General features: G+C 59.3%; 11 protein-coding genes and 1 pseudogene. 6 read left to right on the top strand and 6 right to left on the bottom strand.

Translation table 11 applies throughout. The features are described 5' to 3' along the window. Positions 1-235 precede the first annotated feature (235 nt). The 3 genes and pseudogenes from ACSQ89_RS38210 to ACSQ89_RS38200 all read right to left on the bottom strand — a co-directional run bounded on the left by ACSQ89_RS38210 (position 236) and on the right by ACSQ89_RS38200 (position 5,934). A pseudogene (locus tag ACSQ89_RS38210) lies at positions 236-3,132 on the bottom strand (Tn3 family transposase). Positions 3,133-3,430: 298 nt separating this feature from the next. After that, complete coding sequence (locus ACSQ89_RS38205; RefSeq protein WP_436297357.1) at positions 3,431-4,123, bottom strand: PIN domain-containing protein; 693 nt, start codon at positions 4,121-4,123, stop codon at positions 3,431-3,433. After that, positions 4,120-5,934 (bottom strand): 3'-5' exonuclease, encoded by a 1,815-nt coding sequence (locus ACSQ89_RS38200; RefSeq protein WP_436297356.1) that lies wholly within the window; start codon positions 5,932-5,934, stop codon positions 4,120-4,122. Before ACSQ89_RS38200 ends, ACSQ89_RS38205 begins: the two co-directional genes overlap by 4 nt. 324 nt (positions 5,935-6,258) lie before the next feature. On the opposite strand from ACSQ89_RS38200, the gene ACSQ89_RS38195 reads away from it, so the two are divergent. The 5 genes from ACSQ89_RS38195 (at position 6,259) to ACSQ89_RS38175 (ending at position 11,634) form a co-directional block, all read left to right on the top strand. Further along, complete coding sequence (locus tag ACSQ89_RS38195; RefSeq protein WP_436297355.1) at positions 6,259-7,920, top strand: TIGR04141 family sporadically distributed protein; 1,662 nt, start codon at positions 6,259-6,261, stop codon at positions 7,918-7,920. A gap of 134 nt (positions 7,921-8,054) precedes the next feature. Beyond that, the gene (locus ACSQ89_RS38190) at positions 8,055-9,173 is read left to right on the top strand and encodes a type I restriction endonuclease (RefSeq protein WP_436297354.1); all 1,119 of its coding nucleotides are present in this window, start codon (positions 8,055-8,057) and stop codon (positions 9,171-9,173) included. Between the two features lie 555 nt (positions 9,174-9,728). Then, complete coding sequence (locus tag ACSQ89_RS38185; RefSeq protein ID WP_436297352.1) at positions 9,729-10,190, top strand: toll/interleukin-1 receptor domain-containing protein; 462 nt, start codon at positions 9,729-9,731, stop codon at positions 10,188-10,190. A gap of 104 nt (positions 10,191-10,294) precedes the next feature. After that, positions 10,295-10,846 carry a non-canonical purine NTP pyrophosphatase gene (locus tag ACSQ89_RS38180; RefSeq protein ID WP_436297351.1) on the top strand — a complete coding sequence of 184 codons (552 nt, stop codon included), beginning with the start codon at positions 10,295-10,297 and terminating at the stop codon, positions 10,844-10,846. Continuing rightward, complete coding sequence (locus ACSQ89_RS38175) at positions 10,846-11,634, top strand: SIR2 family NAD-dependent protein deacylase (RefSeq protein ID WP_436297350.1); 789 nt, start codon at positions 10,846-10,848, stop codon at positions 11,632-11,634. The genes ACSQ89_RS38180 and ACSQ89_RS38175 overlap by 1 nt, the downstream gene beginning before the upstream one ends. A 184-nt stretch (positions 11,635-11,818) precedes the next feature. On the opposite strand, the gene ACSQ89_RS38170 is transcribed toward ACSQ89_RS38175, so the two are convergent. From ACSQ89_RS38170 to ACSQ89_RS38160, 3 genes are all read right to left on the bottom strand, one after another. Beyond that, positions 11,819-13,690, bottom strand: coding sequence for a UvrD-helicase domain-containing protein (locus ACSQ89_RS38170; RefSeq protein ID WP_436297349.1), 1,872 nt, complete (start codon positions 13,688-13,690; stop codon positions 11,819-11,821). After that, positions 13,687-16,041 (bottom strand): AAA family ATPase, encoded by a 2,355-nt coding sequence (locus ACSQ89_RS38165; RefSeq protein WP_436297348.1) that lies wholly within the window; start codon positions 16,039-16,041, stop codon positions 13,687-13,689. The genes ACSQ89_RS38170 and ACSQ89_RS38165 overlap by 4 nt, the downstream gene beginning before the upstream one ends. A 293-nt stretch (positions 16,042-16,334) precedes the next feature. Next, positions 16,335-17,309, bottom strand: coding sequence for a hypothetical protein (locus tag ACSQ89_RS38160; RefSeq protein WP_436297347.1), 975 nt, complete (start codon positions 17,307-17,309; stop codon positions 16,335-16,337). 337 nt (positions 17,310-17,646) lie between these two features. On the opposite strand from ACSQ89_RS38160, the gene ACSQ89_RS38155 reads away from it, so the two are divergent. Next, a complete protein-coding gene (locus tag ACSQ89_RS38155; RefSeq protein WP_436297346.1) occupies positions 17,647-19,110 on the top strand; it encodes a M6 family metalloprotease domain-containing protein in 1,464 nt (487 codons plus the stop codon). Positions 19,111-19,255 lie beyond the last annotated feature (145 nt).

Genomic DNA, 19,255 nt, shown 5'->3' with positions numbered 1-19,255 from the left:
CCGGGAGGCCTGGGCGGCACCCCTCCGGGGGGCTTCCACGGCACCAGGGGACGGCTTGAGAGGCGCCAGGGGGCGCCCGGCATGGGGGTCGACTCGTTTTCAGTGCACTGAGTGACGGTAAGGGCGCCGCCAGGGATGCGGCTTCCCACGCGTCGTCTCTCCTAAGTCCTTGTCCCACTTTGAGTTTCTGTTACCCCTCAATCGCCTCGCGGGACGGCCCGATCTGGGGTCGATTTCAGGCTCTCGCGCTCTTTTTTGCTGCAGTTTGTGACGGTAGGAGCTGATCGGCATAGCGCTCGACGGGAAACCGAAACACTCCGCGAAGGTTGATGCCTTCCAGTCGCGTGGGCGCAATCCGCCCGATCAGTTCGGCTGGGACGACTTGGCGCCGATTGGCCCACCGATCGAGCACCGCCTGCATCTGCGCGGTGTTCCATGCCATCACGATGTTGGCGAGCAAGCTCAAGGCGTCGGCCACGGCCTGCATCTCGTCGACACGCCTGGCCTGCGCTGGACTGACCCGCCCGGTGTAGATGGCGCGCTTCAAGGCGTTGACCGCCTCGCCACGGTTGAGCACCCGATGCAGTTCGCGACGGAACGCCGCGTTGACAAAGTAGTCCGCCAGGAAGGCCGTCCGCAACAGCCTGCCAAGCTGCACGCCGGCCTCATAGATCGGGTCAGACCTGGAGGCCGATCCGAAGCGCGCCAACACTGCCACCGCACTGGCGTGCCCGGACATCACGGACGCTGTGAGGCGAACGAGCGCGTCCCAGTGCGACGCAATGAGCGAAGCATCGACGCTGGCTACGCACACCGATGCGACATCGGCCGGTATCGGCATGCCACGGGGAACATAGAGCTGTCGCTGCTTCAGATCCTTCAGCCGCGGGCATAGATCGAAGCCCAACAGGCGAGACAGACCCATCGCGAAGTCGGTGTAGCCGTGGGAATCTACGGCGAGCTGAGAAGTCACGATTCGCTCTTGCCGCACGACCCCTTCGATCGCCACGCCGGCCTGCCGTTCGTTCAGCACAAAGGGTTGCGCGTGAAAGATGCCCCATCGATCTCCCACATGGGAGTAAATGCCGATCGAGGGCGTGTTGCGCCGCGGATCCAGGCGGGCCTGCCACACACGCTTGGTGGTCTCCATGCTCATCATGTCCGAAGAGGCAAGGTCAGAGCGGCCCCACGTCGTTGCAATGGGATGGCCTTGCATGAACTCCAGCACCGCTTGGCAGGCTTGCCCAAGACGGCGTTCGTCGCCGGCCCAGCGCATGCTTTGGCGGATGCTCCCGGCCGACAGCTGCGGCATCATGCGTGCGCAATCGGCGGCCGTGAGGCTGGTCCCGTGGGCAAGGATGCCGGCGTAGGCCATCAGCAGCTCGTCGGCCGAACGCGGCTCGCGCCCCAGCATGATCCAGCTGAAACGAACCTGCGCGTCAACGGCCAGGATCACCTCGGGCAATTGCACCTCGCCGATGCGCTGGTCGAATCTGGCGCGCAGCTTGTCGACCTCAGGATCTTCATCGTCTGCCAGGAGCGCCGAGAGGTGCAATTCATCGTCGATGCGCAGCACGCCGGAACGGGCGGCGACGGCCACCGCTTGGACGCCAGCATGCACGCGCATCAGGAGCGGAACAAGGAAGCCCTCCGGGTCGGCCGGCAGCGACAGCCGGGCGTAGTGCCGCTTGGCTTCGGCCTGCCAGCGCTCGGCGGGAAGGAACAGGCGCTCCCGGCCACGAAAAGTCAGGCTGTGCTCGATCCACACCGAGCCGTTGCGCACAGATCGACGCAGGGCAAAAAGCGTGGCCACCTCCAGCGCCCGGAAGGCGCGCTCACGGTCATAGCCCGAGAGCGCATCGCGCCAGACCGATCCGAGCTGGGGCGAAACGCTGTCTGGCAGGCTCCTGGCGTTTCGAGCGTACAGATCGCGCAGCGTGGCAAGTGATTCGATGACCGGGTGGTCGCCGGTCGCCTGCCATGGCAACTTGGCGATTGCCACCAGCAGGGATCGCACTGGGCGGATGGCCTCGATCAGGCGCTCCCGCACGAGCGATGCCCGCCCGGGCGGGCGACGCTGTCGGTGGCTCGAGACCAAAGCCGCCAACCCAGCCCTCAATTCCGAGTCCGGAATGCCACCCTCGGCGCTCATGCTCGTCAGTTCGCTGAGCAGCGATCGATAAAGGTCAGCCCAGTTGACGGTGTCACCGACACTAGCGGCGGCCTGACGCCACAGGTCGGCCACGCGGCGCTGAACCATCAGGATCAGTTGGTCGGTGGCGGTCAGCAGGCAGTAGCGCAGGAAGCAGGCGACCTCTACGGTGCGCGCTGGTTCCCTGATCTTGGCGCCGGCCGACGGAGGTCTGGAGGCCAAGCGGCGTGCGTAGCGCCGCACGATGAGGTCGGGCAGGGTGCCGAGAAATTTATGAACGTCAAGGCCGTAAAGCCAAGTGATCCGTTCGAGCACCTCGCTGATCTGGCGCGTCGAGTGCCGAGCCGGTGCCGCCCACAGCCAGCTTTGATGGGTCAAGCCGGTGGCGTGGGGCTGCACCACTGCTCCACCGTCTCAGCTGGTACCTCGCTTCGTATCGAAGCCGATGTCTCGGCCTCGAAACGGGCGAGGGCGGCGGCAATCAAGGCGCGGATTGCCCGGTCGTGGACGATCAGCAGTCGATGCTCATACAGCCAGCGTCGCGCAAACACAATCAGTTGCTCGCGATCGGCGCACCGGGCGACCTCGTCACTCATCAACCGCACCAGGGCGCGGCGCTGGTGCTCGGTCATCCAACGAAATCCCAGAGCCTCACAGGCCACTTGCTGGTGGTCGAACAAAGTGCGGCCGCGGCCGTATAAGGCGCGCAGGGAGGCGACCTCAGGGGCATCGATGCCCAACTCACTGCCCAGATGGCGCCACAGCGCTGGCGGCACGATCCGGAAGGCGTCGAGCACACGGCCGCTCATTCGCAAGAATCCGATGTGCAACGCCAGGCCGAGCTTGAGCGATTCGCCCCGGCGTGCACCGATCAATTCACGTTCGGCGTGGCTGAAGGTGAAGAAGGCCTGCAGCTCGAAGCCATTGATGTCGCGCGGCAGTTCGCGCATGCCCAAGTATGTCGTCTGCCAGCCTTGCATCGCGCGCCTCCGTCGGTGGGGCAGGGACGATACGCCTCTGGAAAGTGAACAGCAACCTCAAGAAAATCAATGGCTTACAACCTCACGCCCGCGCCGTTGCTGGCCTTGCGAACCGTCACTCAGTGCACGGAAAACGAGTGGACCCCTGGACGGCGTCCTAAGCTTCCACTCGAGGTCGAAGAGGAAATAACGATTCGCAATCCTTCGCCCTGGGCCCGGCGGAATGTCCGCTGACGAAGACTGCGGACGTCCAACAGGCAATGGCCGAGCGTCTGCAGTCAGTCTGAAGCCGACTCATTTACGAGATGATGGGATTTATGTACCGAAGCGATCCGTCAGCGATCTGGATCGCGCCTGACGTCACCAGTTGGGACATCACGTCAGCGACCTTTTTAGGTACGGGCTCGGGGCCAAAACGCCACTGAATTCTCTTCTTGAGTGCGTCCAAAGTTTTTGGTTTCCCTGCTTCAACCAGATCCTTGAGTATTTCGGAAGAAATCTGATCCACGGACTTCGACTTTTTGATCCTTGGCATGGAGGGCATGATGACGGCTGTGTCGCCAGCCACAGGCCTTGATGCTGTAGGGGACAACGAGAAAGTTGCCTGTTGGGGCGGCAAGAGTTTGACTTCGACAGGCGCTGGCGCCAAGACTTCGACCCGCTCGACCTGTCGCCCCTTCGATCGGGCATGCACGATCGCAGGGTCGTAGTCTCCATCGGCCGCGACGATCACAAAGCGTGCGCCTGGCTCGTGCCGGCCGACCAGGTAGCCGAGATAGAGGACAAGGTGGAAATCGAGCGAGTTCTTTCCAGGCTTGGAGATGTCGACAAGGGAAACTCGGTCACCCAGTTCCATGTACTGCGCGAGCAGACCAATCTCGTGTTCACCGAAAAAGATCCAGGCCTCGCCGTCAGCCCCCATCCAAGACGCGACGTATTCCGGCGCAGGTTGCCGGTTCTGCAGATCGATCAGCAAGTACGTCTTGGTCACTGCCGGATGGCGTTGGCAACCATGAGGCGGGACGTAGCACGCGTCGCGCCGACGTAGAACAATCGCATCTCTTCCATCGCCTCGTCATCTTTGGCGAGCACCTCTTCCCCCGCGACCGCTTGACGCGCACCCATCACCGCGACGACCGGAAATTCCAGCCCCTTGCTTGCGTGGAGCGTCATCACTTTGATGGTGTCCGCAGCGGGGTCGAAATCGTGCGCGCCCTTGCGCACCTTGTGTGGCAAGCGACGACGGTTCAAGGCCTTGGAGCATTCGTCCATCAGCGCCCAGCTTCGGCACAGCACTGCCATGTCGCCCCAGGCGTGCCCTTCGTTGTGGGCGCTGGCCATGAGTTCCGCGATCCGATCGGCCTGCGCCCGGGCGCTTGGCAGATCAATGACGATCGGCTCCGGCCCATCCCGACCGCAGCTCACGGGATGCAGGCGAGGGACGCCGTCGTCGTCCTTTTCCTGGGGCCGCAGAAGCTCAGTCGCCATGGCACTCGCCGCTTGCAGGATCTGCCGGGTGTTGCGGTAGTTGATCTTGAGGATCGTCGTGCGGCCCTGCGCCTGCACACCAACGCTCCTGAAGCTGAAGGGCTTGCCGCGCCGCTTGTCGTAAATGCTCTGGGCGTCGTCGTACAGCAGCAGCAGGCTGTTGGTCGTGGGGTCGACCATTTGGGTGACCAGCTTGAGCCACTCGGGCGCAAAGTCGTGGCCCTCGTCGACCAGTACCGCTAGGTATTGCCCTGACGGAATCAACCCGCGGTCAACGCCGTCGATGACGTTGCGCACCATCTGGTCCATCTTGGCGCCCACGGGGAGGTCGTTGGGCGGTAGCGGCTGACCGAACGCCACCAGCTGGTCCCGGCACCATTTGTGGAAGTGGCGGACCTGGACGCGGTCTGCCAATCCTTTGGCCTGCATCGTCGCCTGCAGCTTGACCGCCAGCGGCTCGTTGTAGCAGAGGATGAGCACTGGCTTGTGGATGTCGGTTGTTGCATGAGCCAGGTACTCGGCGCGATAGCCCAAGATCATGGTCTTGCCGGATCCTGCGACGCCGTGGATCACCCGGTGGCCGTCGCCCAGACTGCGCGCCAGCTGTTCCTGTTGCAAGTCCATCACGCGCAGAAAATCTGGGATGGTCGCCTTGTCGTCCGCATCGTCGAAGAGGGCACCCTGCTCGGGTACGCGCACCTCGGGAAACAGGTTCCAGCGTACCCGGTCGATCTGGGGCAACGACAGCGTGCCGCGCATCAGCTGCGGAAACATGTCCCAGAGCCGGCACTGGAACGCCTCTGGCTCGGCGTCCTCCAGCATTTCGTCGGAACAGACAACACGATGGGACTCAATCGTGTTCCCGAGACCAGCTGCGTCGAATTGCTTGCGCGTGATGCGCGTGAAGACGACGCCGTAGCTCCACGGGAAGGTGAGCATGCCTTGCCATTTGCCCTCATGCTGGACCAGCTGTGCATCGCGCTTGAGGGCATCGACTACCTGCAGCGTTTGATGACGGGCTTGCTCGATCGGATTGGGGACGCTCTTGGGAACGCCGTCAGGCGCGATCAGCCAGTCACCGCGGCTGGCTTTCTGGATGGTGTCCAGGCGCCAATCCTTGGTTTCCAAGATCAGCAAGCCGCGGCGGGGGTGCAGTACGACGAAGTCGGGGTGGCATTGCTTGGGGCCGATGGGGACGTCGAACCACAGCAGGTAGTCGTCGTCGAGCTTCTGCTGCAGCCGTTCCGCCAAGCGGCGTTCGCCGGACGTCATGCGGGCGATGCAGGTGCTCAATGCGGGAATCAAGACAGCCATCGAAGATCCGGTCGCCTGGTGGTTGACGGGGCACGGGGAGAACCACAACGTACCGTAACATGTCGATACAGTCAACCCTCGTTAGACCCTCAGCCGAAGCCCGGGGGTCAACGCGCGAGCAGTCCATGACCATTGATCGCACTCGTTGCCAGCGCAATTTTTGCGCCAGATAAGGTCCTGAGAGCCGTCAGTTCTTCCGCGGCCAATGCCCCCATTGGTTCCGCTTCGCAGCGGTAGTTGCCGTCCTCATCAACTTTGTGGAGGTCAAGGTTGACCTGAGGGGGAAGCCGCGCGATAAGCACTGCTCCTGGAGGAGACCCGGCAGTGAAGGAAGAAAAGAAGGTCAATCATCTCAGCATTTTTCTCATCAAGGAGACATATGCGACCAACCAGCAGGCACTGAAGATCGAAGCCTGTGACGCACCCGTCGAGATCGCTATCGCAGGCCACGGGGCCGGACAGCTATTCATCAAGAAGACGCCACCACAGCCCCCGAAATGGTCGGGCCTGTTCAAGGAATATCTCGCCCCAAAGGACCTCGCCGTTCCGGGCGTCGCTGCGGCCTTCTTCATCCAGATCAATGGGAGAGCCTTTGTGCTCGCCTTCGGGCAAGGCGGTCGCTTTCTCCTGAGGGATGATGTTATCGAAGAGCGCTTCGGGCTTCTGTGCGCTCTCAACGCTGTTGATCCAAAGACGTTTCGTTGTGTCGATGTGCAGTCACTGAACGCCATCGAGAGCCACATGCGCATCCAATCCGGCCAGGAGACAACACCAGATCAGTTCGGCCTGAGCGTTGAGCAGGACATGCTGAAGGCCATCGTGGGTGCGCCTTCAAATCAAGCTCTCGGCAATCGCATGGCGGGCAGTGATGCTTTGTCAGTCTCAGTCAGGCTGGAGCTTTCGGATCTGCCATTTCTTCTGGATCGGTATCGGCAACTCTTTGAGGCCGAACTGAACGCCGAGGACTATCAGTGGGTCAACAACATTTCGACGACAAAGAGCGCGGCGATCATTAGCGTACTGGAGGGTGCGCTCGAAGCGAAGTTAGTCGCAGGGCAGTTCGACGGCATCTGGCTATCGATTCCAGAAATCATCGAATGGACGACGGTCAAGGGGTTCATGTACTCGCCGTACGGCAAGGGGGTCCTTCATCCGGACATCAACATGCATGGGTTCCGCGCCACGGTCGATGGCCCCGTCACCCTCGAGATCCTTCGCGAGCGGAAAGTTCACTGCGCAGACGCGGACCACAAGAAGGTTTTCAAATCATGGTCCGTGTTCAAGTGCCTATATGCGGAGATTGAACTTGATGGCATCACGCATGTGCTCAACGACGGAAAATGGTTCAGCGTTGCAAAGGACTTCGTCGAACGGACAAACCACGACTATGCAGCCATCCCTGTGTCAGACCTGAAACTGCCTGAGTATCGGGGCGGCGGAGAGGGTGAGTACAACGCAAAAACAGCCGCGCTCGAACCAGCCATCTATGACCTGCTTGATGACAAGAAGAAGGTCATGCATGGCGGTGGCCATGGACAAGTCGAAATCTGCGATCTTTTTTCAATCAAGCGCGAACTGATTCACGTCAAGATGTATGGCAAGTCCAGCGTCTTGAGCCATCTGTTCGCGCAAGGATTCGTGTCGGGCCAACTCATTCAGATCGACTCTGAATTTCGGAAGAAGGTCCGCGCTCAGCTTTCGCTTACACACCGGGAACTACTTGAGGTCGATCCGAAGCCAGAACATGAATCGTTCACCATTACCTACGCGATCATCAGCGATGCGCCAGGCGCCGAACTTCATCTACCCTTCTTCTCGAAGGTTAATCTCGTCAACACCCGCAAAGTGCTTAGAGGATTCGGGTTCAAAGTGGAACTCTTGAAAATCGCCGTGAACGACATCTACGCAAAAACTACGAAGGTTCCCCCCAAGAAGGGGAAGAAAGGCGCCTCGCGTCGATCCACCACGACCGGTCTCATGGAGTGAACAAATCCGCACAACTTGCCATTTACTTTGCCAAGCCCTGGACTTCCGGTCAGTTATCGGTTGTCGAAGGCTTCGCGCACGACCAGAATGCTCCGTCGCGAGCCGCGCGAGTAACAACGAACTGAGGGGACAGCATGGATTTCATCGATCAAGTCAGATCGCTCGCGTCAAGAGTCGCGGTCGCTAAGGACCTCCTGCAGACCGAGGAAGCTACTAAGAACGCCATGGTGATGCCGTTCATCCAGCTTCTCGGCTACAACGTTTTCGACCCGCTCGAGGTGACGCCCGAGCTCATCGCCGACGTCGGGACGAAGAAGGGCGAGAAGGTCGATTACGCCATCCTCAAGGACGGCAAGCCCATCATGCTTTTCGAGTGCAAGAAGAGCGGCGGTGATCTCAACATAAACCACGCGGGTCAGCTCTTCAGGTACTTCCACGTGACCGAAGCGCGGTTCGGCGTGCTAACCAATGGCATCACGTACAAGTTCTTCACGGACCTGGAGAAGCCCAACAAGATGGACGAGAAGCCGTTCTTCGAGTTCAACATCCTCGACTTCCGCGAGCAAGAGATTGACGAGCTCAAGAAGTTCGCGAAGGCCGCCTTCGATATTGACACCATTCTCACCACGGCAAACCACCTCAAGTACACCCGAGCGATTCAGAATACGCTCAACGAGTGGATGACCAACCCGCCTGAAGACTTCGTCCGCTTGGTATCAGCTGAGTTTCTTGCGGGCAAGCACTTTAAGAATGCCGTAAAGGATCAGTTCACCGCGGTGACCAAGCGCGCGTTCCAGCAGCTCATCGGCGACAAGATCAATGAGCGCCTGAAGGGCGCCATGACTCCAGAGCCGCCGCTTTCACCCGTCCCCGCCGTTGCCGACACGCCTTCCGCAGAGGCGGGACCAAGCACCCAAGAAGGGTTCACCCCGTCGACCATTGAGCTCGAGGCCTATCAGATCATTCGCGCCATCCTAAGGCCCGTCGCTAAGCCCGGACGGATCTTCATTCGCGACGCGGCAAGCTATTGCGCCATCCTCTTCGACGATAACAATCGCAAACCGATCTGCCGCCTGCGTTTCAACAATGAATCGAAGCTTGTCGTCGGACTGTTCAACGAAAACAAGGACGAGGAGCGCATCGCGATCTCAACCGTCGACCAATTGTTCGATTTTACTGAGCGCCTTACGGCATGTGTGACCAGCTACCTGAACGTGACTGCAGACAAGACTGACGAGCTATTGGCAACGTAGGGCGAGGCCACGCGTAAGGTTCGAAGCGCCCACTTCGTGCTCAAGCATGCGCGGCACCACCTTCTCCGATCCGGGTCTTTCGAAGCGATGGGCCGGTAACGGTAGCGTCGCATGCTGCCTGTCATCCTCGTCGGTTCGCAGCGAAAGCGGTCCTTGCCAACGAGCCAAACAGGTACCGCTTTGCAACCCCAAAGCAGCCTTCACTCAGTGGCGATCGCGTACAGCGGCCCACTGTGGCACCCGCGGCAAACAATGCACGTTCGTGTATATCATCGTGGTGCTCGCGTCGCGGTGGCTCAGGAGCTCCTGCACGTGTAGACTTCGTCTCCTTTGCGCTGGATGATTCCCAAACCTGGTCGGTGGCGGCACCTCTTTTCACCGAGATAGAGAGGTTTTTCGGACTTATCGCTGGAGCTCACAGTCACCGAGCATTCCCTGGCAAACGGAAGATCGAGATTGATGATTTGCATATGCTGTGACCTGCCACGTAATTCGTCAATTGAGAGTGAACCATCGACACCAACCGCTCATCTACAAACGGTAAATCGAACATTCATGGCGAACATCTTTATCAGCTACAGCGCCAAGGACGAGGAACTGGCGCAGTTCGTCCGGAAGCACCTCGAGGCCCACGGCCTCTCCGTGTTTCTCGCTTCCATTAGCCTGAATCCTGGTGACCGATGGACGCCTAGGATCGTCGAGGAACTGCGTGCTTCGGAGTGGGTGTGCCTCCTGGCTAGTAAGGATGCTCTTGCCTCGGCAAACGTGCAAATGGAGATGGGTGGCGCGGTCTTTGGGAACAAGAAGCTCGTACCGATCATGTGGAACGTCACGCCGGCTGAACTTCCCCGCTGGGTGTCTGATTTCCAGGGGTTGGTACTGAGTGGGGCAACAATAGAGAACGTGAGCCTCCAGGTCGCAGAGCTCGCCGCGAAGATCAAAGCTGACAAGCTCAAAGGGCAGCTCATTGCTGGGGCCGTGCTCGCCGGGCTCATATTCTTCCTGGGCCGATCGTAAGACTTAGCAGCTCAGTTAACTCGGACGTCATCACGATGGGCGTCTCCCGCGTGTGGTGCGTCGGTTATCTCAAACGTTAGCCGTTCAAGCGAATTCGTCGCACCATGGAAATCCGATTTCTGTCCAGCAACACACACAAGATTCGCGAAGTCGAACTGATTCTTGGCCCTGTTGGCGTTCAGGTTGTGCCTGCGCCCATCAAGATCGATGAAATTCAGACTGAGGACGTTTACAAGCTAGTGAGAGACAAGGTTCTCAAGGCGTTTGAGCGAATCGGGCGCCCAGTGTTTGTGGAACACACCGGACTTCATCTTCCTGGCTTAAACGGCTTGCCCGGAGGGCTCACTCAGATCTTCTGGGATCGACTACTGGCCGACGCATTCGTCACCTTAGTCAAGAGCAGCGGGAGCCGTTTGGTTACCGCGAAGACTGTTATCGGATACTGCGATTCTCAGACCATCCACTACTTCGAGGGAGAGGTCTCAGGAACGGTTCCGGACATCCCCGCGGGGCCTCGGGATTTCCAGTGGGACTGCGTGTTCGTCCCTGATGACTTCTCGCAAACGTTCGCCCAGATGGGTGACATGAAGAACAATCTTTCGATGCGTCGACGCGCACTGGACCAGTTCGCAGCCCACATCAAACGAGTGAAGTAATGGATCAACTGTTTCAGGCGTATCGCGCGCGGCGTCTCATTCTGTTTGTCGGAGCGGGGGTATCGATGGGATTAGGGCTGCCTTCCTGGAGGCAGCTCGTGGATCACATGGCCCAAGAGCTTGGCTTTGACCCGGACATATACCGCACTTTCGGGAGCGATTTGACGCTGGCTGAGTTCTATCGGATCACGAAGGGACAGATTGGGCCATTGCGGAGCTGGATGGACCGCGAATGGCATTCACCAACGACTGACATTTCAAAGTCTCGGATCCATGAACTGATCGCCACGTCGAACTTTGACCTGATCTACACGACAAACTACGACCGATGGATAGAGCGTGCATTCGAACATCACAAGCGACCGTACACAAAGATTGCCAGTGTCGGTGATCTGACTGCAGCCACCTCCGACAAGACTCAGATTGTGAAGTTTCACGGCGACTTCGACGACGACACGTCCATCGTGCTTGACGAAACAAGTTACTTCGAGCGACTTGAGTTCGAGTCGCCACTTGACATCAAGCTGCGTTCCGATGTGCTTGGTCGATCAGTCCTCTTCATCGGATACAGCCTTACCGACATCAATATTCGGTACCTTTTCTTTCGGTTGGCCAATCTCTGGAAGAAGTCCTCTCGAGGTGCTCCGCAACCGATGTCCTTCATCTTCTCGCCCCGCCCCAATCCTGTTCAAGAAGCAGCGCTGGCTCAGTGGAACATACAGATGATCTCCTCAGCGGGGGATGATCCGGGCAAGGGGTTGGTGCAACTTTTGGAGCAGTTCCGATGAACAAATTTTGGACAAACGGCCGATAAGCACGGAAGTTCTCGAGGTCGGCTATACGCCTATGGTCTGCCGGTTACGCCAAATGTTAGTTCACGGCATGGCCGCCCGTCGGCTTATCACTGCCATGGGTCAGCTCAGCCAGTGCAGATGGGATCAGTAGCAAGCAGTTCAGCATTAGGTGAGAGCTTCATGCAGGCACGCCTGCGACGATTTCATCCTCAGTGAACCAGCCCTCCTTGATCACGAAGCTCTGGACTCGTTCGGGTTCCATCGTGTAGGCAATGAGCGCGAGGCTTTCCTTCGCGCGGCTGCAAGTCACATAGAACAGGCGCTTAGTTCCATCCACCGTTTTGCTGCCCGGAGCCTTGCCACCGAATAAGTCTTCATACTTGAACATGAACCCTCTCGCCTCGGAGTCATCCATGATGACCATGACGCGATCAAATTCGAGACCCTTGACGCCCTGGTGTGTATCGAAGCGCGCGCGGCCTGCCAGATACTCGCTGAATGGTTCGACCTGGGAGAACGGGGCAGCCAAGAATTTTTCGATGGCGAGGGCATGTTCCGTCCGACGATCTGCAGACTCATCCTTGCTCGATTCATTGACTAGGGCATTCTGAACTGCGTCCGATGCGTTCGCCTGAAGGACATCAGGAATCTCAAGAAGCTGGCTCTTCGCCACGCAACGGAGAACCTGGAGCAGCGTCGGATCTGCATCGTCCTTCCATAGGGCCAAGAGTTCCTCGATCGCGGCATTCACAAGCTGCAACTTGTGCTCGCCGGCAGCGTCGCGAAGCGTAGCTTGCGAAAGAAGCGGTGAATAGATTTTTGCGATCCGTGCCAGTGCGAAACGATCACCGCTGCGTTTGGCTTTGACGAGTGGCAGGACCTGGTCTGAGAAGAAGCGTGCCGCGGGCAGAGTTCCTTCCAGAAAGCTTGTGCGCCAGCTGTCGATTTCGTAGAGCGGAGCAAACATGTCAAGAAAGCCCATGCGAGCCGCCGCCATTCGATGCTCCAGCGTCAAGGTCTTGATAGCTGCTGGCTCGTTCCACTTTACGTCGACCGTGATCTTCGCCATGTGCTCGGCGATGCTCTTCTCCGCGGCGGGCTTGTTACCGTGGTCGCTCGGCAAGATGAAGAGCCGCACTAGTCCTTCCGCCGCACTAGATCGCGGCTCCTGGTGCTGCCCGTCGGTCATGCTGCGGACCTTGTTGATCAGCTTGACAATGCGCTTAGGGCAGCGGTAGTTAAGCTTCTTCCCCGGCGTCGCCCAGCCCTCAGGCAAGTCCTGGCCAAGCCCTTCCTTCCCGTCGCTGTAGATGCGCTGCATCATGTCGCCCAGCAGCCCGAGAATGAATTTTCCTTTGAGTGCAGACTCAACTGCAAAGAGCGCGTCGATCAAGTTCTTGTTGGTGTCCTGGCTTTCGTCGATGAGCAGGATCGGATAGCGACCGACAAGGATGCTCTGCATTGCCGGTTTGGACTGCAGGAAGTGCGCTGTTAGCTGCAATATTTCCGAATGGTTCAAGGCGTCGCGCCCGCGGTTGTCGCCGACAGGGCTGTAGACGAAGCGCTTCATGTTGGATAGGTTCTGGAGCCGCTTCGTCTTTGATTCGATCTTGCTGAGCCGCTCGGCGGATGCCTTTGTCCCTTTGCGTCCTTTGGCCTCCTCCGCATGAAGTCGCGCAATGTCGGCTGCAAGATCGACGCGCAGCCACTCCCGAATATCGTGGTCCAAGCCTTCGATGAGCGACCAGGCGAAGCTGTGGATTGTGCGGACGTCGATTAAGGGGTCAAACAGGAAGCGTCGTTTGATTTCGTCGCTCGCGGCATTCGTGAAGGTGATCACGCCGACGCGCTGACCCTTGACCTTCATTCGTTCGCCGAGGCTGTTCTGGACGTGTTGAAGTGCGGTCACTAATGACCGTGTCTTCCCCGATCCAGCACCCGCAAAGAGAAAGAAGCTTTTGGGGGCGGCGAAGTTGAGGCAGGCGGCGATCTCGGCATCGACGTGATCGTCGATGCCATCCGCGAGCGCGGCTGCAGATGAGGCGCTCATGCGGCCGCCTCTCCGGCGGCGGAATCGTTGGCCGCCTCAGCCACGGGCATCAGCGTGATCTTTCCAGCAATGTCGTCTTCCTTGCGCTGAAGTTGTTGCGCGAGCCAAAGCAGACCCCCATCGATATAGGAGGGGACCTTCAGCTTGTCGATCTCGTCGCTGTCGAGGAGATCCATGGCGAATTCCGCCTTGCCTCCCTGCCCCAACGCATGCGCCACCTTGTCGGCGAGTTCCTGGAGGTCGGCCGACTTCTCGAGCGCATCACGAAACCGGCCGACCAATCCGGTTCCCTTCATCGCCCTGAACAGTTCGATGTTTTCGTAGACCAACGCATCCTCGAAGGTGTTGGCCAGCGCTTCCGCCGGAACTTCCGTCTTAAATGTCGCCTGGATAGGCTGCTGGTAGGCGACACGCACCCCATATCCGCTCGAATCCGATGACACGAGGTCTGCTGGCGTCTTTTCGAGCAAGGCGTCCAGCGATTCCTCCTTCGGAATCCACGTCTTCAGTGTTTCGTTGCGGGCCCGGAGCCCTGCGCCACGCAACGGTGGGACCGCCTTGTTATTGGCATCCTTTGCATCAATGTCCGTGATGATAAGTGTGTTCAGACCCAAATGGGTTAACAGCGACTTCAAGCGATGCGCATGGCTGCCGCCGATTTCGAGCCAAGTGATATAGCAACGCCTCAAGTATTCGTACTCATCCCGCTTACGCACAAGATGCGGGACCACGATGCGCTCGGCCGGACCCTCGACCAGAATGGCTCCATCTGCGAAAAATAGGTCGCAATGGGTCACCTTGAGATAGCGCTTGACGAAGCGCTCTGTCTGATCTTCAGAACCGAAGACCTGGGACAGGTTCACGACCGACGATATCGGTACAGACCCGGCGACGTCTTTCACCGGCATCCGCCGGAAGTATCGCAATGATGTGAAATCCGCCTCGTGCGCGAGATGGCTCGAATGAGTGCTGACCACGAGTTGCGTCCGAAGCTCGTCCGATTCCTTGAGGTTGTCGTGCTTTCGGAGAACCTGGTAGGCCTGGGCGATGAAAACCTGTTGAACCTGAGCGTGGAGATGCGCCTCGGGTTCCTCGATCAGAACGAGATGCAATGGCGGAATGAGGGTCTGCTCGGTGTCTGTTGACCTGGACGCCTTCCCCACCCTCATCCATTTGTCCCGGAAGCTCATCAAGGCAAAGACCATCGAGACCAGGTTCTGGTAACCGAGACCGTTGGAATCTTCCGGAAGACGGTGCACGTACCCACCGACCGCAAGATGGGTCGGAACCTCGTACTGGACCGCGGACCCATGGTTTAGCCCGTCAACGGGCTTGATGTTTGTAGTGATCGTTAGCTTCGGGTCAGTCACGCCCGGATAGCCGATGTTTTCCAACTCTTTCAGCGCTACGGAGAAAGACGTAGCCAGGCGTTTCCCAAAAGCGGTTTGCGCATCATGAAGCGCCTGAAGCGCATCGAGGTCCTTCGGCTCCGGCTGGTCAAAGGGATCGAGATGCTGTGCGTAGTACGAACGAAGCTGGCTGGAGAGCTTCTTCCCGCCGTGCACGGCACTGTCGTCTTCATCGTCATCTCCGCGCGCAGAGGTGGGCGCAAATCCAAAGCCACGCTGAGCACTGATCTCGTCGATGCGGATCAGGCCCTTGAAGGGATCGCCATCGATCGGGTCGCTCCCATCGGGAATCGTTTGCGGAAACGCCTCGCCGCCTTTCGGGTCGGTGAGCTTGGCGGGGTCGAGCAGGTAGGCGCGAACCTCGAAGGTCGAACGCAAGCGCCGTGACAGGAAGTCCATCATGGATCTCGGCCATAGCACGAAGGCATCCGTATCTGTTGCCGCCACAGCCTCCTCCGCCGGCGCCTCTCCTCCTGGCTGCGCCGCATTCATCACAGTCGCAGCGGCCGCTCTGGCGGCCAGATATTCCCGCTTGAGCGCTTCCATATCCTTGGGCTCGTAGCGCAGGCGGACGCCGATATGCGAGCCATCCCAATCCAAAGTCGGCAGGATCTTCTGGACATAGTGCAGTTGATTCATCGGGACATTCAGCCAGACATCGACGTGAGGCAGCACAGCGCCCCAGTCGAAGGCTTCCTTCTCTGTTTCGTCCGCTGGCATCCCCCAAGTCACCGCCGCGGCATCGAGCTTGGCCCAGTGCGTCAGGGTCAGATCGTTGATTGAAAAGTTGGCCCGGTCCACCAGGAAACGCCGAAGCGCGACCATGGCGGAAGTCTTTCCGCTGTTGTTCGCTCCTACGAAGACCGTCGTCTTCTCTGAGAAATCGATGCGGGCAGCCTGAAGCTTTCGGAAGTTACCGACCTCGACGTATTGGATATGCACGACTAGTTCCCTCCGGATTGTTCTCTTGCGCGGCTGCGTGCCGCCAATCTAGCCAGGCGCTTTTATCAGCAACCTAGACGATGCAGCCGCGATCGCTGCAACAAAGGTAGTTGATTCCGTGAATTGTTCATCCCCAAGGCCCGAATGCCGCCTCGCTCAGACCCATCCGGTGGCCCGACAAACCTCTTCCTTCGTCCATTCTTAGCTGAGTCATATCTGGCACCGGCGCACGCTTCAGCCCAAGTCACCGCACTCGGCTTCTGCCAGCCGGAATCCGCTTGACAAAGGCGGCATTAACCTTCACGCACTACGGCGAGCAACCGCGTGAAGGTTTCATCCTTGTCGTTGTTCTTCCAGCGATTGATGAAACGGCATACCACCTGCAAGTTGCATGGCTCGTAGTGTCCTTCGCTGTCGATCCGGTCCAGCGAGGCGAGCATCTCTGCATCTTCGAACGTCGAGTCATATTGAAGCGGCAGCCCACTCAGAGCGCAGAAGCCCTCTTGATCGAGGATCAGTCCCTCGACAAAGCGCCTGAACTCCTCCTCGCTGTCGAACATATGGTTCTTATTCTTCTGCGTGCGCTCGACGATCTGCCCGTTGGACGCTGCGACCGTCGCAATTGCCGTGGTCACCATGCGCAAGGCAGCCATCTGGATCGGATTGAAGATGACGACGGGCGCTCTTTTTGCATTTCCAAGCTTGTCCCTCCACACCTTTCGCTCATGCCAGGGCGCCAGATCGCCGCCGTTGATCAGCGTGTGGACATATTCTGCGTTGTCGGCGGAAAACCGGACTAACGTGCTTTCAGTGAAAAGAAAATCCTTGGCCTTGGGGTGGATGGCCGCCCAGTCCAGACGCCTCCCATTTCGGTCGCGGTTCGACCATTCTTGTGCGGGCTTGTGAATGGCGTAGACCATCTGCCCGGCATAGGACGGCAGATGCGCCGGCTGCAACTCCGCCTCAGCCGCGTTGGGCTTCGTGATGGTCCACCAGATCTCGTCCTTCTCCCGGTGGACCCACATGTCTCCATTGGTCTCGGCGATTTCGAGCCCGATGTTGAACCAGCGGGAAGCGACTGCCCGAGTCGGCGCATGGCCGCGAACGGTCTTCATCGTCGCCATGCATAGATCGATGTAGCCCTTCCGGTCGCCACTGAGGAAGAACGGACGCAGGGGCACATCTTCAATCGTTGCAACGGTGCTGCGTTCCAGGCACTGGGGCCAAAGGTAGTTGCCTCGGCCAAAGTTCGCGATGATGACTTTCATTCTTTTCTAGTCGAGGTCCCCGGTTGTCGGCCTCTCAATGAGTCACGGCCGCTGGCAATCGACGGGATGGTATTCGACAAAGATGGTTTCGGATGTACTACGGAAGTCCAGTAGAAGAACGAGATCAAGCAGCCTAAGCTCGTCAGGCCCCCCGGGCGGCCGCCGAAGGCAAAGCGCCAGAACCTGCCTTTCGCCCCAGCTCGTCGACGCAAAGCGAGCTCCCGCCGCAAATCGCTTCCACCCGCTTCTCCTACTCTCCTTGAGGGAGGGCAGGTGCTTCGGTTCCTCCTAGCATGCGAGCCATTCGGCAGAAACTGTTGCTCGAGGAGGGCTCTCCATGGAATACAGCGTCGTTCCATTCGGATATCGCCACCGCTGCGCCGGCCTGTGCCATGTCCCGCTTTCCCCGGACGCGATGGCCCAGTTGTTCGCTCGATTCATCGAATTGAACGCGGCCCGCCGGCTGCCCGAGGCGATGACCTTCGAGCAGTATTACGCCGTATGGCGCTCGGGGCGCAGAGGGGAAAACGAGCTGGGCCTCGACGATGGAAGTACGAGCGGCGGCAGCGCCGCCGACAAGCTGGATTTGCAACGGATCGATCGTCCCACCGTGCAGCTCAAGGGCGTCGTGCGAACTCTGGTGCTGCTGGTCGACTTTCCTGATTTGCCCAACCGAGGCAACCGCTCCGCGGCGTTCTTCGAGCAGATGCTGTTCTCCACGGGTGGCATCTTCCCGACCGGCAGCATGCGGGAGTACTACCAGCGCGCCAGTGGATTCAACGAGGCTACCGAGCACGGCATCGACGTGCAGGGCCAGGTCTTCGGCTGGCATCGCCTTCCGCAGCCTTCCACCTTCTATGCGGACAACAACTCGGGAATGGGCAACAACTTTCCGCGCAATGCACCCGGCATGGTGCGCGATGCCGTGCAGGCGGCACTTGCGGCGGGCGTCGACTTCGGACCGTACGACATCTTCGGCGAGCATGTCGTCACCGCGCTGTTCGTGGTCCATGCCGGCGGCGGTGCCGAGCAGACCTTGGCCAAGACGGACATCTGGAGCCACAAATGGGTGGTGCCAGGCGGCGTGCAGGTGGCGCCCGGACTGCAGGTTCAGACCTACCTGACAGTTCCCGAAGACTGCAACATGGGCGTCTGTGCGCACGAATGGGGCCACCTCGCTGCCAGATGGGCCGACTACTACGATACCGGCCGTGTCAGGCAGATGGTGAGCAACGGCCTGGGCAGCTATTGCCTCATGGCGGCCGGATCGTGGGGACAGAATGGCCTGACGCCGGTTTTTCCCAACGGGATGTTGAGGATGTTCCACGGCTGGATCGTGCCGCAACTGGTCACCGAGTCAAAGAAGAACATCTTGGTGAAGCCTGCGGCCGAGGGCGGGACCATACTGTACGTGCGCAATCCGCAACGCATGACGGAGGAGCAGTACATCGTCGTCGAGTACCGCAGGAAGCGTGGCCAGGACGCGTTCCTCCCGGACGAGGGCATCGCCATCTACGCCGTGGACGAAAGCATTACCAACGTGAACGAGGAGAACATGCTCGCCATCGAACTGATCCAGGCGGATAACAAGCGCGAACTGGCTGCCGTCTTCGGCCAGGGCAACCGGGGTGACACCGGCGATCTCTACCCCAATGGGACCAATCGCCAAGTCGGCAAGAGCACCAAGCCGCCCCTCAATCTTCCTGACGGGACAGAAAAAGGCAAGTGGAGTGGCGTGACCATCAGCGTGACCGGAACGCCGGGCGCGGACTCGATGAAAGTCAGTGTTGCGATGAGCTAGGAGAGACTCCGCCGCCGGGGAAAAGGATCAGACCATGGCTCGACATTTCAGCCAAGTTCCTGCCCTATGTGCTGCTATTCACCTTTGGTTTGGTCTTCCAGGATGAGATTGCCATAAGGCGAGGAGCAGACTAGGCGCTTTCGAG

It is taken from the genome of Variovorax sp. LjRoot175 (assembly GCF_964253805.1).
In the GTDB taxonomy this organism is placed as follows: domain Bacteria; phylum Pseudomonadota; class Gammaproteobacteria; order Burkholderiales; family Burkholderiaceae_C; genus Variovorax.
The sequence above is the reverse complement of the archived record's forward strand: the minus strand, read 5'-3'. Positions and strand labels throughout refer to the sequence as shown.